Below are 15,245 nucleotides of genomic sequence, written 5' to 3'. Positions count from 1 at the left end.
GGTCTTGTTCTCGCAAGAGGGTTCTGAAGAAAGCCGGTATTGTCCGCGCAATTCGCAGGCAGGCGCTGGCTGACAGGCTTTGGCGGCAGGCATCGCCATGCGGATGGCGGACGGGCGTCGTATGCTGCGCTCCATGCTGTCGCCAGAGCAACGTCAAACACTGAAGTCGGCCAAGCGCCTGCCGCTGGCGCTGCTGCTGTTCGTGGCGCTGGGCTTCGTGGCCTCGTCCGTGGCGGCGGGGCACTGGCAGCAGGTGCCGCTGTGGCTGGCCTGCATCAAGGCCGTGACCGAGGCCTCGCTGGTCGGCGCGCTGGCCGACTGGTTTGCGGTGTCGGCGCTGTTCCGGCGCATTCCGCTGCCCCTGGTCGGGCGCCATACGGCCATCATCCCGCGCAACAAGGACCGCATCGGCGAGAACCTGGCGAACTTCGTGCGCGACAAGTTCCTGGACGGCCCTTCGCTGGTGGCACTGATCGAGCGCCATGATCCTGCGCGCGTGCTGGCCGGCTGGCTGACCACGCCGGCCAACAGCACCCTGCTGGGGCGGCAGGTGGCGCGGCTGGCGCTGGCGGCGCTGGAGATGGTGCAGGACCGGCAGGTGGAGCGCTTTCTGACACAGGCATTCAAGGCCTTGCTGGCCCAGGTGGACCTGCCACGCGCGGCGGCGGATCTGTTGTCGGGCCTGACCAAGGACGGCCGCCACCAGGCCGTGCTGGACGATGTGCTGGCCCGCGTCAGCGGCGTGCTGCGCGAGGCCGAGACCCATGTGCTGATCGCCCAGACCATCGTGCTGTGGCTCAAGCGCGAGCATCCGCTCAAGGAAAAGATGCTGCCCACGGACTGGCTCAGCGACAAGGGCGCCAGCGCCATTGCGGGCGCGCTCGACAGCCTGCTGCAGGACATTGCCAGCAATCCCGAGCACCACATGCGCAAGGCCTTCGACGCCTCCGTGGACCGGCTGGTCACGCGGCTGCAGTCCGACCCCGCCATGTCCGAGCGCGCCGAGCGGCTGCGCCACTACCTGCTGCACGACGAAAAGCTGGCCGGCTACCTGCGGGCGCTGTGGCTGGGCCTGCGCGCCAAGCTGCAGGCGGACCTGGCCAACGAGCATTCGCAGGTGGCGCGCAAGACCGCCGCCATGGGCCGCTGGCTGGGCCAGTCGCTGGCGCACGACGAGGCGCTGCGCAGCTCCATGAACGAGCGCCTCAAGCGCTGGGCCCAGGCGCTGGCGCCCGATGTCTCGCAGTTCCTGGCCCAGCACATCGCCGATACCGTGCGGCGCTGGGATGCGCGCGAGCTGTCCGAGCTGATCGAGCTGCACATCGGCAAGGATCTGCAGTACATCCGCATCAACGGCACCGTGGTCGGCGGTGCCGTGGGGCTGGTGCTGTTCCTGGTCTCCAATGCGGGGCGGCTGTGGGCCTGATCTTCGTATCAGGATGTTGCCTGAGGGCCACATCGGGCTAACTTTACAAAGCTGCCGTGTTCGCCGGAACGCCGTGAATCGGGCCGGGCGCTGCACGCGCCCGGGCACTGGCGGCCCTGCATGTCATTGATGAACAAGGCAACATTCAGCATCCTGAATGAATTGCTCACAGATCGGTCCGCTTGTAAAGAAAAACAGCAGCTGCGCTGCCGTCGGCCAGGCCGTTGTCGACGGGAAAATAAAATAAGAACGATTCGCACTCATCAAAAACAACAGAGCGGATGCGCACCCCGGTCGTTCGACCGTCCGTGATTCTTCTTGCGAGCTTTCCCATGCACAACTGCACAGCCCCCGCGGCGGGCCGTGGCTTTGCCCTGTCCGCCCTTTGCACCTCCCTGCGTGCTTCGTTTCCCTCCACCGCCGTTCCCCTGCGCCGCACCGCGCTGGGCGCCTGCCTGGGCCTGCTGGCCTCGGGCAGCGCGCTGGCCCAGGCAGCAGGCGGGGCCACGCTGGAAACCCTGGTCGTGACGGCCAGCGGCTTCGAGCAGGAGATCAGCCAGGCGCCGGCCTCGATCTCGGTGATCACGCGCCAGGAACTGGAGCAGGGCGCCTACCGCAACCTGCACGATGCCCTGCGCGATGTGCCCGGCGTGATCCTCACGCCCTCGGACAACAACTCCAACGACATCTCGTTGCGCGGCATGGGCGCCAACTACACCCTGATCCTGGTGGACGGCAAGCGGATGAGCACGCGCGAGACCCAGACCAACGGCAGCACCGGCACGGACCAGAGCTGGATTCCGCCGCTGGAGGCCATCGAGCGCATCGAGGTGGTGCGCGGCCCCATGTCCTCGCTGTACGGCTCGGACGCCATGGGCGGCGTGATCAACGTCATCACGCGCAAGGTGGCGAAAAACTGGCATGGCTCGGTGCGTGCCGACGCCACGCTGCAGGAGCGCTCCACCTCGGGCGATGCCTACCAGACCAACTTCTACCTGTCAGGCCCGATCAAGACCGACCTGCTGGGCCTGAGCCTGTACGGCAACTACAGCAAGCGCGACCAGGACCGCATCTACCAGGGCTACAACAAGAGCGACAACCGTTCGCTGAACCTGCGCCTGGCGCTGACCCCCAGCAAGGACCACGACCTGATCGCCGAGATCGGCACTTCGCGCCAGCACTTCGTTTCGTCGCCTGGCATGACCCTGCTGCCCACCGATGCGCCCAGCGACCGCAAGTTCGAGCGCGAGAACTACTCGCTGCAGCACAAGGGCCGCTGGGGCTGGGCTTCCTCCGACACCTATCTGCAGCGCGAGGAAACGCGCAACCTGTCGCGCGACATGACCATCAGGAACACGGTGTTCAACAGCAGCTGGGTGGCGCCGCTGGGCCGCCAGCACCTGCTGACCACGGGCGTGTACTACAACCAGCAGGACCTGCGCGACACGACGACCAATACGCTGCCGGGCTCGGCGCGCACCACGGCCGATCGCACGCAGTACGCCTGGTTCGCCGAGGACGAGTGGCGCCTGCGCGAGAACTTCGCCCTGACCGGCGGCCTGCGCTACGACCACGACAGCAAGGGCGGGTCGCAATGGAGCCCGCGCCTGTATGGCGTGTGGAACCTCGCCACGCAATGGACCGTCAAGGGCGGCGTGTCCACCGGCTTTCGCGCGCCCTCGTTGCGCCAGACCCTGGGCGACTGGGGCCAGTCCAGCCGCGGCGGCAACATCTACGGCAACCCCGACCTGAAGCCCGAAACCTCGCTGAGCAAGGAACTGGGCGTGCTCTACAACAGCGGCGCCGGCCTCTCGGCAGGCCTGACGGTGTTCGACAACGAGTTCAACGACAAGATCACGCGCATCGCCTGTCCCGAGTGCGGACCGGCCAATTCCTCGGGCAACACGCCCACCACCAACGTCAATATCGACAAGGCCATCACGCGCGGCATCGAAGCCACGTTCAAGGCCCCGCTGGCGCGCACGCTGGACCTGAGCAGCAGCTACACCTTCACCAAGTCCGAGCAAAAGAGCGGCGAGTTCGCGGGGCAGCCGCTGAGCCAGCTGCCGCGCCACATGCTCAACCTGGCGCTGAACTGGAAGCCTTCGCAGCAATGGGCGGGCTGGGCCAAGCTGTCCTACCGGGGCAAGGAAAGCCAGCCCACGGGCGGCCGTTCGGCGCGCACCTGGGTGGCCGGCAGCTATGCCATGTTCGACATGGGCGGCTCCTACAACTACAGCAAGGACGTGACCTTCTACGCAGGCATCTACAACCTGTTCGACAAGGACGTGTACTACGAGGACTACGCCACGGTGCAGGACGGCCGGCGCTACTGGATCGGCATGAACGTGAAGTTCTAGGCATCCCGGCCGCAAGGGCGGCCGCTGCCCGTGGCCTGCGGATCGGGCCGCGCCGCTTCCCGGCGCGGCACCCGCTTCCGGAGGCCGGAACTCCTTTCATTTTTTCCTGGGATTCTTTGCCATGACCTTCGATATCACGCGCCGCGCGGCGGCGCTGGCCTTGCCGGCCTTGTTCCTGGGGACTGCGGTGGCGGCCCCGCTGTCCGTGCGGCATGCCGGGGGAATGACCAGCCTGCCCGGCGCACCCCGGCGCGCGGTGGTTTATGACCTTGGGGCGCTGGATGCACTGCATGCGCTGGGCGTGCCCGCGTCGGCGGTCGCAGGCGTGCCCCGGGCGCAGCTGCCCCGGTATCTGGACAGCTTCGCGCAGCGGCCTGCGGCGGGCGGGCTGTTCGAGCCCGACTACGAGGCGCTGAGCCGGCTGGCGCCCGACCTGATCATCGTGGGCGGGCGCTCGGCCGGCAAGGCCGAGGTGCTGGGACGCATCGCGCCCACGCTGGACCTGAGCGTCAGCGGCAAGCACATGCTGGCCGATATCGAACGCAACATCGCCACGCTGGCGCTGCTGTTCGGCCGCCAGGCGCAGGGCCGTGCGCTGGTGCAGCGCATCCACGCCGAACTGCAGGGCCTGCGTGCCCAGGCCTCGCAGGCCGCGCCGGGCCTGCTGCTCATGGCCGTGAACGACAAGCTCCTGCCGCAGGCGCCGGGATCGCGTTTCGGCTTTCTGTTCGATGTGTTCGGCGCGCGCTCGGCGCTATCGGCTGCGCAACTGCCAGCCCGCGGCACCGCCTACGGCTTCGATGATGTGGCGCGGCTGGACCCCGAGTGGATCTACGTCATCGACCGCAACACGGCCACGGGCCAGGCGGCAGGCGGCGGCGAGATCATGGCTTCGCGCAAGGTGTTCGACAACGCGCGGATCCACGCCACGGCGGCCGGCCGCAAGGGGCAGGTCGTCTTCCTCGATCCCAAGGGCTGGTACCTGATGGGCAGCGCCGGGCCGACGGCGCTGCTGGACAACATGGCGCAGCTGCGCCAGGCCTATGGCGCGGCGTCATCGCGTTGACCGCGGGCCAGGGCCGGCTCCCGGTCCCGGCCCCACAGCGCAATCACGCGCACATAGGCCAGCTCGGCCAGCAGCTCCACCAGCGTCTGCGTGACGATGACGGCCGGCAGCACGGGAATGGCGCCGGGCACGGCCAGGGCCAGCGGCAACACGACCAGCGAATTGCGCGTGCCCGCGCTGAACGCGACCGCTCGGCCTGCGGGCGCTGGAAGCCGGAAGGCGCGCGCCACCAGCCAGCCCAGCGCGGGCGCTGCCACCGCGAAGGCCGCATAGACGGGCACCACGCTCCAGGCCGCGTGCGTGGCCGGGCCCAGCTGGGGCAGCACGGAGGCGATCACCACGAACAGCACCAGGGCGGTGGCCGGCACGGGCAGCAGGCCCAGCCATGCCGAGGCGCTGGCGCCGCGCCGACTGCGGGCCGCCCACCACTGGGTGGCAGCGGCCAGGGCCAGCGGCACGGCGATCAGCCACACGAACGCATGCAGGAAAGGCCCCGCCTGCACCAGCCGCGCCGCATCGTCTCCCAGGAAAAGGCCCAGGTAGCCGGGCAGGGCCAGCATCTGCGCGATCAGCAGGGCCGGCGTGGCCGCCAGCAGCAGGCGCGCGTCGGCACGTCCCAGGTGGGAGAAGGTGACCACGTAGTCGATGCAGGGCGCCAGCAGCACCAGCAGCGCGCCCAGGCGCAGCAGGGGGTCGGCAGGCAGGAACTGCAGCAGGGCCCAGACCAGCACCGGCACCATGATGAAGTTGGCCGTCATCAGCGCGGCCAGGAAGCGCACCTGGCCAAAGGCGCGCCGCAGCTCGGCCACGGGCACCTGCAAAAAGGTCACATAGAGCATCAGCGCCAGCGCGGGGTTGATGGCGCGCTCCAGCACGCCCGTGCCGGGCAGCGCCCAGGCGGCGGCCGCGGCCAGGGCCACGGCGGCGAAGTAGATGGGGATCTGGCGCTGTTCGAGCGCGTCTCGGGTGTCTTGCATTCGGGGCGCCGGGTGCGGCAGGGGCGGCAGGGACGGCAGGGGGTACGGGGTGCCTAGTATGGCAACGGTGCGGCCAGCCGCTGTCTCGAATTCCCTGCCCTCGGCCCGACAGGCTCAGCCGGGCGATGCCGCGCCCAGCACCTTGTAGAGGTAGGAGCGCGAGATGCCCAGCTCCTGCGCGGCCAGCTTCTTGTTGCCGCCGCAGCGTGCGATGGCGTCGAGGATGGCGTTGCGCTCCTGGTCCTTGAGCGGGGCCACGGCGCCGGTGGAGGGCATGTCGGCCTCGGCAACAGGCAAAGGTCGTGCGCCGGCCAGCGGGTCCTCGTGGCGCGCGAAGTTGTCCACGCCCAGCAGGTGGCCGTCGCAGAACACCAGGGCCTCTTCCACGCGCTGGCGCAGCTGGCGCACATTGCCGGGCCAGGCCTGGCGGGCGAGGTAAGGCATGACACCAGGCGCAATGCGCGGCAGCGCAATGCCGTTGCGCTCGCAGAACGACTGGGCAAAGCGCTGAACCAGGGCCGGGATGTCCTCCAGGCGCTGGCGCAGGGCCGGCACATGCAGCACCACGCCGCTGAGGCGGTAGAACAGGTCCAGCCGGAAGCGCCCGCTGTCGATGAGGCCGCGCAGGTCGCGGTGCGTGGCGGCCACGATGCGGAAGTTCACCTGCCGGCCGCTGTGTGCGCCCAGGCGCTGCACCTGGCGGTCCTCCAGCACGCGCAGCAGCTTGACCTGGATCTCCATGGGAATGTCGGCCACTTCGTCGAGGAAGAGCGTGCCGCCCTCGGCCTGCTCCAGCTTGCCGGGCTGGCCCTGCCTGCGCCCGCCCGTGAAGGCGCCGGCCTCGTAGCCGAACAGCTCGGACTCGATCAGCGTGGCCGGCAGGGCCGCGAGGTTGAGGCTGACCAGGGGCGCGTCGGCATCGCGCCCGCGCGCATGCAGGGCCTGGGCCACCAGTTCCTTGCCGCTGCCGCTCTCGCCCAGGATGAGCACAGGCACATCGAGCCGCGCCACGGCGTCGATCTCGCGTGCCAGCCTTTGCATGGGGGCGCTGGCGCCCACCATCTGCGCCGTGGGCGTGCCGCCGCGCAACTGGCTCAGTTCGCGCTTGTAGTGCTGCACCTCGTCATGCAGCTGGTTCAGCCGCTGCTGCATGCGGTTGAGCGCCTCCACGCCGCTGAAGCTGACCTGGCCCACGGCGCCCACCACGGCGCCGCCCTCGTAGACCGGCATGCGGTTGACGATGCGGCTCACGCCCGGCCCCAGCTGCTGCAGGTCGCCGATCTCGGCCCGGCCGCTGCGCACCACGTGGGGCAGGCGCGAGTTGGGGATCACGTCCTCCGCGCGCCGGCCTGCGGCCGTGCCGGGCGCCAGGCCGAAGAACTTCTCGTGCACGGGGCTGATGTAGCGCATCAGCCCTTCATGGTCGGCCACCGTGATCGCCTGGTACGGGTTGGTCAGGAACATGTTGAGGATGGCGAAGGCGAAGGGCACGCTGGCCACCATGTCGAACAGCGCCGCCGCCTCGTCGGCCGGGCGCAGCAGGGCGACCTCGCCCTCGGCATCGGCCAGCACCACGGCCACATGGCGGGCCACCGTGCCGCGCGGGCCCGGTGTTTCCACGTGCAGCAACTGGCCATGGCCGATGGGGTTGTGCTCGTCGCCGTGCGCGCGGGCCAGGGCCTCGGTGACGGCTGCATGCAGCAGCGGCTCCTGCGCCAGGCCCAGCCGCGCCACGGGCTCGGGCGAGTCGCGTCGCCAGACGAGAACGCCGAATCGGTGGTCGGGGGAGCTGGGCATGGACATGGCGGGCAGTGGCTGGGGGTGAACGCACTCTAGCGGCGCGCAGGCCACGGGTCTGTCCCCGTGGTGTCTCCATTAAAGACAGTGCCCAACCCGTGTCTTCGAGGTTGTCCTTGATGTGGACACGCGCAGGTCGACTGTGGAAAAAATCCTTTGAATTCAACGCACTGCGTTCTGGCACGCCTTGTGCATCTGTGCTGGCACAAGGAGACACGACGACATGAGCTGGCAACCCGAAGTGGACGAGATCGCATACCGCCGCGCACTGGCGGCCAAACTGGGCGGAGAGGACAAGGTGGCGCGGCACAAGGCCGCCGGCAAGCTCACGGTGCGCGAGCGCATCGATGCCTGCACGGACGCGCAGTCCTTCGTGGAGGTGGGCTCGCTCACCGGCTCGGGCCAGTACGACGGCCTGGGCAGGCTGACGGACTTCACGCCCTCCAACCTCATCATGGGGCGGGCGCGCGTGGGCGGGCGGCCCGTGGTCGTGGTGGGCGACGATTTCACGGTGCGCGGCGGCGCCAACGACGGCGCCGTGGGCGACAAGCTGATCTTTGCCGAGAAGATGGCGCACGACCTGCGCCTGCCCATGGTGCGCCTGGTGGACGGCACGGGCGGCGGCGGCTCGGTGCGCAATATCGAGACCAAGGGCTACACCAGCGTGCCCACCATGAAGGTCTGGAGCCAGGTGGTGCAGAACCTGTCCACCGTGCCCGTGGTCTCGCTGGCCCTGGGCTCGGTGGCCGGCATGGGCGCGGCGCGCGTGGCCTCCAGCCATTACTCGGTGATGGTCAAGGAGACCGCCCAGCTGTTCAATGCCGGCCCGCCCGTGGTGGCGCGCATCGGCCAGAACGTGACCAAGAACGAGCTGGGCGGCAGCCAGGTGCACACGCGCAACGGCGTGGTCGATGACGAGGTGGCCACCGAGCAGGAGGCCTTCGAGCGCGTGCGCCGCTTCCTGTCCTACCTGCCATCGTCGGTGTACGAGCTGCCTGCGCGCACCGCGCCGCAGGACGATCCGCGGCGGCGCGACGAATGGCTGCTGTCGGCCATTCCGCGTGATGGCCGCAAGGTCTACAAGATCCGGCCCATCGTCGAATGCCTGGTCGATGAGGGCTCCTTCCTGGAGACGGGCCGCCACTGGGGCCGGGCCATCGTCACGGGGCTGGCACGCATCGACGGCTGGCCCGTGGCCGTGGTGGCCAGCGACCCGTACTTCTACGGCGGCGGCTGGGATGGCCCCTCGGCCGAGAAGTTCACGCGCTTCGTGGACATGGCCCAGACCTTCCACCTGCCCGTGGTCAACCTGGTGGACATCGCGGGCTTCCAGATCGGCGTGGAGGCCGAGAAGGCCGGCGTCATGCGCTACGGCGTGCGCGCCCTGGCCGCCGTCTACCAGGCCACCGTTCCCTGGTGCAGCATCCTCATCCGCCGCGCCTACGGCGTGGCGGCGGCCGGCCACCAGCACATGGGCCGCTTCAACTTCCGCTATGCCTGGCCCTCGGCCAACTGGGGCTCGCTGCCCATCGAGGGCGGGCTGGAGGTGGCCTACAAGGCCGAGATCGAAGGCGCCGACGACCCCGTGCAAAAGCGCGCCGAGATCGAGCAGCGCGTGCGCAGCCTGACCTCGCCCTTCCGCACGGCCGAGGCCTTCGGCATCGACGAAGTGATCGATCCGCGCGACACGCGCGCCCTGCTCAGCGAATTCGTGGAACTGGCCGCGCCGCTGCGCGAGGCCGGAGCGCCGCAGTTCGGCCTGCGGCCCTGAACGCATAAAAACCCAAGGAGACAAAGCAATGGCAACCAGACAACCGCGCGCGCCCTCGCGCCGCACCGCCCTGGCCCTGTGCCTGGCGCCGTGCCTGACCCTGTGCGCCGCGACGGCGGCCCAGGCCCAGACCCCCCAGGAGGACAAGTGGCCCACGCGCCCCGTGCGCATCGTGGTCGGCTTCCCTGCAGGCTCGTTCACCGACACCATTGCACGTGCGCTGTCAGAGCCGCTGAGCAAGTCGCTGGGCCAGCCCGTGGTGGTGGAGAACAAGCCCGGCGCCAACGGCGCCATCGGCGTGGGCGAGGTGGCGCGCGCCGCGCCCGACGGCTACACCCTGTTGGTCACCAACTCCAGCAGCATCACCATCAACCCCCAGATCTACAAGAAGATCACCTACCGCGCCAAGGACTTCGCGCCCATCACCATGGTGCTGGATGCGCCCTTCATCCTCACCGTCAACCCCGAGTGGGCGCAGAAGCACCAGATCCGCTCGGCCAAGGATGTGATCGCCTTCGCCAAGGGCCATCCCGACAAGCTCAGCTACGGCTCTGCCGGCCCCGGCAACATCGCCCACCTGGCCTATGCGGCCTGGAGCAACCGCACGGGCGTGAAGACCACGCATGTGCCCTACAAGAGCGCATCGCAGGCGCAGATGGCCGTGCTCAGCGGCGAGCTGGACACGCAGTTCGACACCTGGAGCGCGCTGCCCCACATCGCCAGCGGCAAGCTCGTGGCGCTGGCCGTCACCGCGCCCCGGCGCATGCAGCAGCTGCCCGAGGTGCCCACCATGGCCGAGGCCGGCTATGCCGATTTCGACGTCACCTTCTGGGCCGGCCTGCTGGCGCCCGCGGGCACGCCGCCGGCCATCGTCAACCGGCTCTACGAGGCCTCCAGGGGCGTGCTGCAGGACGCCCGCATCCGCGCCGTGCTCAGCAGCCAGGGCGAGCCCGTGATGATGCCGCCCGCGCCGTTCGGCCAGCGCATCGCCAAGGAGGTCTCGGATTGGGGGCAAGTGATCCAGCGCGAAGCCTTGTCACTGGATTGAAGGCCCCCTGAGTCGCTTCGCGCCTTCCCGTTGCACGGCGCCCCATCTCGCTTCGCGGGGGGACGACACCCTCGGTGCGGGGCGGCGCGGCCGGCCTAGGCCCTTCCTCGGTGTCCCTGGGCTGGGCCGCGCCAGTTGCACGTGCCGCAGCCCTGTCTGGCGCCCTGATTTCCTGAAAGAACCGTCTGCATGTCACTGTTGCAAGCACTGAACCCCCGCTCCGTCGCCATCCTCGGCGCCTCCGACAATCCCATCAAGGCCGGTGGCCGGCCCATCGATTACCTGCGGCGCCACGGTTTCGCGGGCCGCATCCTGCCCGTCAATCCCAAGCGCTCCGAGGTCCAGGGCCTGGCTGCCTACCCCTCGCTGCGCGCGCTGCCCGAGGCGCCCGATGCCGTGGTCATCAGCCTGCCCGGCGAGGACGTGGCCGCCGCCATCGACGACTGCGTGGCCGTGGGCGCGCGCCTGGCCGTGATCTATTCGTCCGGCTTTGCCGAACTGGGCGAGGAGGGTCGCCGGCAGCAGGCCGACCTGGTGGCGCGGGCGCGCAGGGCGCCAGGCGGCGGGCTGCGCCTGTTCGGCCCCAATTGCCAGGGCGTGGCCAACTTCGCCACGGGCGCCATCCTCAACTTCTCGACCATGATCAACGAGAACGCGCCGGCCGACGGCCCCGTGGCCATCGTCAGCCAGAGCGGCGCGGGTGCGGCCATTCTCTACGGCGGCCTGCGCCGCGCGGGCATCGGCGTGCGCTACATGCTGTCCACGGGCAACGAGGCCGATGTCTGCGCAGCCGAAGCCGTGCGCGCCGTGGTCGAGGACGAAGGCATCCGCCTGGTCGTGCTCTACATCGAGACGCTGCGGCAAAGCGCCTGGCTGGCCGAGGCCGCGCGCCTGGCCCATGCGCGCGGCGTCACCATCCTGGCCGTGAAGGCCGGCCGCACGCGCGCAGGCCAGGCCACGGCCAGCTCGCACACGGGCGCGCTGGCGGCCGAGGACGCGCTGGCCGATGCCTTCCTGCGCCAGCACGGCATACCGCGCCTGGCCGACTTCCGCGAGCTGATCGACTACGCGCCGCTGTTCCTGTCCCAGCCTGCGCCGCGCGGTCGCCGCGTGGTCAGCATCAGCAATTCGGGCGCCACCTGCGTGCTGTCGGCCGACGCGGCCGAGGAATACGGCCTGGCCCTGGAGCCGTTCGATGCCGCCACGCTGGACGGCCTGTCCCAGGCCCTGCCGTCCTATGTCACGGCGCGCAATCCCATCGACATGACCACGGCCCTGCTGGGCAGGCCGCAGACCTTTGGCGACACGCTGCGGGCCTTGTCGGGCAGCGGTGCGGCGGACCTCGTTCACGTGGGCTTCCCGATCGGCGGCGAGGGCTATGACTTCGCCGACTTCGCGGGCCAGGCCAGCCGCTTTGCGCGCGATACCGGCGTGCCCATTGCGGTCAGCGTCAACCAGGACTGGGTGGCCCAGGCCTTCCAGGACCAGGGCGTGCCCACCTTCTGGAGCGAACGCGCCGCCATGCGCGGCCTGGCGCTGCTGGCCGAGCAGGCCGGTGGCAGGCAGGCACAGGTGCCGTCTGCCGAGGCATCGGTGCCGGTGGCGGCATCCCGCTCCATCACGCTGGTTACGCTGGACGAGCCCTCCAGCCTGTCCGAACTCGCCCGCGCAGGCCTGCCGGTGATGCGCCATCTGGTCTGCAGTAGCGAGGACGAGGTGCGTGCCGCCATCGAGTCCCTGCCACGGCCCCTGGTGGCCAAGGGCGTGTCCGCCGATCTCTCGCACAAGTCCGAGCATGGCCTGGTGCGGCTGAACATCCGCGAGGCGGAGCAGGCGCTGCAGGCCTTTGGCGACTTCGCCGCCACGCTGGCCCGCCTGGGCGCGGCCGATGGCGGCCTGCTGCTGGGCGCCCAGCACAAGGCCGACTTCGAGCTGGCGCTGGGTGCCCATGTCGATGCCGAGTTCGGCGTGGTGGTCATGGTCGGCCAGGGCGGCGTGCTGGTGGAGGCGCTCAGGGACGTGCAGTTCCTTGTCGCCCCCTTCAGTGCGCGGCAGGCGCTGGATGCCCTTGCGCGCCTGTCCATCGCCCCGGCCTTTGCCGCCGTGCGCGGCATGCCGGCCGTGGAGCTGGACGCCGTGGCCGCCATGATGGTGCGGCTGGGCGACTGGATGCTGGCCCAGGGCGGGCGCGTGCAGTCGGTCGATGCCAATCCCGTGCTCGTGGCGCGCGGCGCGCAGGCGCCGGTCATCGTCGATGCTGTGGTGGCCGTGGCCGCCGCGCCAGCTGTGTCCTCGGAGGCGGCATGAGCGGCGCCCCGCACCCCATCCGCCGCGTGCTGGTCGCCAACCGGGGCGCCGTGGCCGCGCGCGTGATCCGCACGCTGCGGCGCATGGGCCTTGAATCCGTGGCCGTGTACTCCGAGGCCGATGCCGGCCTGCCCTATGTGCGCGCGGCCGACCAGTCCGTGTGCATAGGCCCTGCGCCCGCCGCGCAAAGCTATCTGGACCAGGCGCGGCTGCTGCAGGTGGCGCGCGAGACCGGCGCCGATGCCGTGCACCCGGGCTACGGCTTTCTCTCCGAGAACGCGGACTTCGCCGAGGCCGTGCAGCGCCAGGGCCTGTGCTTCATCGGCCCCTCGCCGCACTGGATACGCACGCTGGGCCACAAGACCCAGGCGCGGGCCTTCATGGCCGCCCAGGGCATGCCGCAGGCGGCCAGCTCGGCCGTGCTGCACAGCGTGCAGGAGGCGCAGGCGGAGGCGGCGCGCATCGGCTTTCCCGTGCTGGTCAAGCCCGCAGGCGGGGGCGGCGGCATCGGCATGCTGCCCGCGCACGATGCACCGCAGCTGGAGGCAGCCTGGTCCAAGGCCAGCGGCATTGCCGCCAAGTACTTCGGCACGGCCGAGCTGTACCTGGAAAAGCTGATCGAGGCGCCGCGCCACATCGAGTTCCAGGTGCTGGCCGACCGCCATGGCGAGGTGCGCGTGCTGTTCGAGCGCGACTGCTCGGTGCAGCGCCGCCACCAGAAGGTGGTGGAGGAGGCCCGCCCCGCAGGCATTCCCGCGCAGGCCCTGGCCGACATGCGGCAACTGCTGGCCGGCCTGCTGGCGCGCACGGGCTATGACGTGATCGGCACCGTGGAGATGCTCTACACGCCGCAGCACGGCTTTGTCTTCCTGGAGATGAACACGCGGCTGCAGGTCGAGCATGCGGTGACCGAGGAGATCACGGGCATCGACATCGTCGAGGCCCAGATCCGCCTGGCCGCCGGCGAGCGCATGCGGGATGTGCTGCCCGCCGAACCCGTGGCCCGCGGCCATGCCATCGAGGCGCGCATCTATGCCGAAGACCCCGTGCGCTTCCTGCCCTCGCCAGGGCGCCTGGACCGCTTCGAGATGCCCCAGGGCGAAGGCCTGCGCGTGGAGACCGGCTATGCCCAGGGCTGCAGCGTCACGCCCTTCTATGACCCCATGGTCGCCAAGCTCGTAGCCCATGGCAGCGACCGCGCACAGGCCATCGCACGGCTGCGCCAGGCACTGGCGCAGACCCGCATCGAGGGCGTGAAGACCAACATCCCCTTCATCGAACGCATCCTGGGTCACGCCGATTTCCTGGACCTGCGCATCGACACCGGCATCGCCCAGCGCGTGCTGGCCCACCTTTGAAAGCCCTACCCATGACCACCACCCCGAACATGATCACAAGCCCCATCGCCGGCCTCGTGGCCGCTGTGGAAGCCGCCGAAGGCGGCACCGTCGCCCTGGGCGACACCCTCATCATCGTGGAGTCCATGAAGATGGAGATTCCCGTGGAAAGCGAGGTGGCAGGCGTCGTGCGCCGCATGCTCGTGGCCGTGGGCGAGCCGGTGGCCGAAGGCCAGGCGATTGCGGAGATCGGATGAACGCCGTTGGAATCTCCACCGCCCCGGACCTGGAGGCCGCCGCGCTGGCGCGCGGCTACTTCGGCATCGACGTGCCCTTCATGTCCCATATCGGCCTGGAGCCCGTGAGCCTGGCGCCCGGCCTGGCCCGCACGCGCCTGCCCATGCGCCCGCACCTGGCCAACAGCCGGGGGCATGGCCATGGCGGCGCGCTGATGAGCGCGCTGGACTTCACGCTGAGCGCGGCCGCGCGCTCGTCCAACCCGCTGGGATTGGGCGTGGTGACCATCGAGATGAGCACGCATTTCCTCGCCTCGGCTACCACCGACCTGCTGATCGAGGCCCGCGTGCTGCGCGCAGGCGCGCGCACCGTGTTCTGCGAGGGCAATGTGCTGGACAGCGCGGGCCAGGCCGTGTGCACGGCGCGGGCCGTGTTCAAGCTGATCGCGCTGTAGCCTGGCTTCAGGCGCCGTCGCCTTCGGGCGCCGGCGGCAGCAGGTGCTGGCCGATCTGCTGCCAGGCCTTGGCCGCGTCATGCTGGCCGCCGAACATGTGGCAGCTGGCGGCCGTCATGGCCAGGCGGCCGTTTTCGGGTTCCAGGTCGAACGCCAGCTCGCATTGCGCGGCGGCGTTGCGCCACATCACCACGGCGTCTGGCGATTCTTCCTTTTGCAGCGCATGGGCTTCGGCCATCCAGGCCTGGGCCAGGCGAAACGCGCCCTCGGCCTGGTCGGGGTCGGCCTTGTGGGCCAGGTAGAACTGCTTGCCGGCCTGCTGCCACAGCGCCCGGGCCTGGGCGAAATCCTGGGTGGCGGCCCGCTGTGCCTGGGCCACCAGGGCATTGCCTTCGGCCAGCAGCGTTGCGTAGGAGGAGGGGGCATCTTGCGTCATGGGGCGCCATTGTGCCGCCGCTCCGGTGC

The 15,245-nt window shown here is 70.0% G+C and carries 13 protein-coding genes; 9 read left to right on the top strand and 4 right to left on the bottom strand.

Translation table 11 applies throughout. The features are described from left to right. Positions 1-121 precede the first annotated feature (121 nt). Positions 122-1,426: a DUF445 domain-containing protein gene (locus tag LGR64_RS23285; RefSeq protein WP_080736788.1), complete on the top strand. Its 1,305-nt coding sequence runs from the start codon at positions 122-124 to the stop codon at positions 1,424-1,426. Positions 1,427-1,592: 166 nt separating this feature from the next. Here LGR64_RS23285 and LGR64_RS23280 read toward each other — a convergent pair whose 3' ends face one another. Next, on the bottom strand, positions 1,593-1,760 hold the full coding sequence (locus tag LGR64_RS23280) for a hypothetical protein (protein WP_185750894.1): 168 nt from the start codon (positions 1,758-1,760) through the stop codon (positions 1,593-1,595). Here LGR64_RS23280 and LGR64_RS23275 point away from each other — a divergent pair. Together LGR64_RS23275 and LGR64_RS23270 are read left to right on the top strand one after the other, a co-directional pair. Then, positions 1,759-3,786, top strand: a complete 2,028-nt coding sequence (locus LGR64_RS23275; protein ID WP_230357090.1) for a ligand-gated channel protein — start codon at positions 1,759-1,761, stop codon at positions 3,784-3,786. The two genes, LGR64_RS23280 and LGR64_RS23275, sit on opposite strands and share 2 nt — an antisense overlap. Before the next feature lie 121 nt (positions 3,787-3,907). Next, the gene (locus LGR64_RS23270; RefSeq protein ID WP_230357089.1) at positions 3,908-4,852 is read left to right on the top strand and encodes a siderophore ABC transporter substrate-binding protein; all 945 of its coding nucleotides are present in this window, start codon (positions 3,908-3,910) and stop codon (positions 4,850-4,852) included. Here LGR64_RS23270 and LGR64_RS23265 read toward each other — a convergent pair. Together LGR64_RS23265 and LGR64_RS23260 are read right to left on the bottom strand one after the other, a co-directional pair. Further along, a complete protein-coding gene (locus tag LGR64_RS23265) occupies positions 4,828-5,829 on the bottom strand; it encodes an arsenic resistance protein (protein WP_230357087.1) in 1,002 nt (333 codons plus the stop codon). The two genes, LGR64_RS23270 and LGR64_RS23265, sit on opposite strands and share 25 nt — an antisense overlap. Positions 5,830-5,943: 114 nt before the next feature. Further along, a complete protein-coding gene (locus tag LGR64_RS23260) occupies positions 5,944-7,626 on the bottom strand; it encodes a sigma-54 interaction domain-containing protein (RefSeq protein WP_230357259.1) in 1,683 nt (560 codons plus the stop codon). Positions 7,627-7,849: 223 nt separating this feature from the next. Between LGR64_RS23260 and LGR64_RS23255 the strand changes: the two genes are divergently transcribed. The 6 genes from LGR64_RS23255 (at position 7,850) to LGR64_RS23230 (ending at position 14,780) form a co-directional block, all read left to right on the top strand. After that, positions 7,850-9,397, top strand: coding sequence for an acyl-CoA carboxylase subunit beta (locus LGR64_RS23255; RefSeq protein WP_012203030.1), 1,548 nt, complete (start codon positions 7,850-7,852; stop codon positions 9,395-9,397). 28 nt (positions 9,398-9,425) lie between these two features. Further along, positions 9,426-10,445: a tripartite tricarboxylate transporter substrate binding protein gene (locus LGR64_RS23250; RefSeq protein WP_230357085.1), complete on the top strand. Its 1,020-nt coding sequence runs from the start codon at positions 9,426-9,428 to the stop codon at positions 10,443-10,445. 189 nt (positions 10,446-10,634) lie between these two features. Continuing rightward, complete coding sequence (locus LGR64_RS23245; protein ID WP_230357083.1) at positions 10,635-12,752, top strand: acetate--CoA ligase family protein; 2,118 nt, start codon at positions 10,635-10,637, stop codon at positions 12,750-12,752. Continuing rightward, positions 12,749-14,110 carry an acetyl-CoA carboxylase biotin carboxylase subunit gene (locus LGR64_RS23240; RefSeq protein WP_230357081.1) on the top strand — a complete coding sequence of 454 codons (1,362 nt, stop codon included), beginning with the start codon at positions 12,749-12,751 and terminating at the stop codon, positions 14,108-14,110. The genes LGR64_RS23245 and LGR64_RS23240 overlap by 4 nt, the downstream gene beginning before the upstream one ends. Before the next feature lie 11 nt (positions 14,111-14,121). After that, positions 14,122-14,346 carry an acetyl-CoA carboxylase biotin carboxyl carrier protein subunit gene (locus tag LGR64_RS23235; RefSeq protein ID WP_012203026.1) on the top strand — a complete coding sequence of 75 codons (225 nt, stop codon included), beginning with the start codon at positions 14,122-14,124 and terminating at the stop codon, positions 14,344-14,346. Beyond that, positions 14,343-14,780, top strand: coding sequence for a PaaI family thioesterase (locus tag LGR64_RS23230; protein WP_012203025.1), 438 nt, complete (start codon positions 14,343-14,345; stop codon positions 14,778-14,780). Before LGR64_RS23235 ends, LGR64_RS23230 begins: the two co-directional genes overlap by 4 nt. Before the next feature lie 7 nt (positions 14,781-14,787). Here LGR64_RS23230 and LGR64_RS23225 read toward each other — a convergent pair whose 3' ends face one another. Next, a complete protein-coding gene (locus tag LGR64_RS23225) occupies positions 14,788-15,216 on the bottom strand; it encodes a hypothetical protein (protein WP_013804407.1) in 429 nt (142 codons plus the stop codon). Positions 15,217-15,245: the final 29 nt, after the last annotated feature.

Source organism: Delftia sp. Lp-1 (genome assembly GCF_020523835.1).
Taxonomy (GTDB): domain Bacteria; phylum Pseudomonadota; class Gammaproteobacteria; order Burkholderiales; family Burkholderiaceae_C; genus Comamonas; species Comamonas acidovorans.
This window is presented reverse-complemented; position numbering and strand designations above follow the sequence as displayed.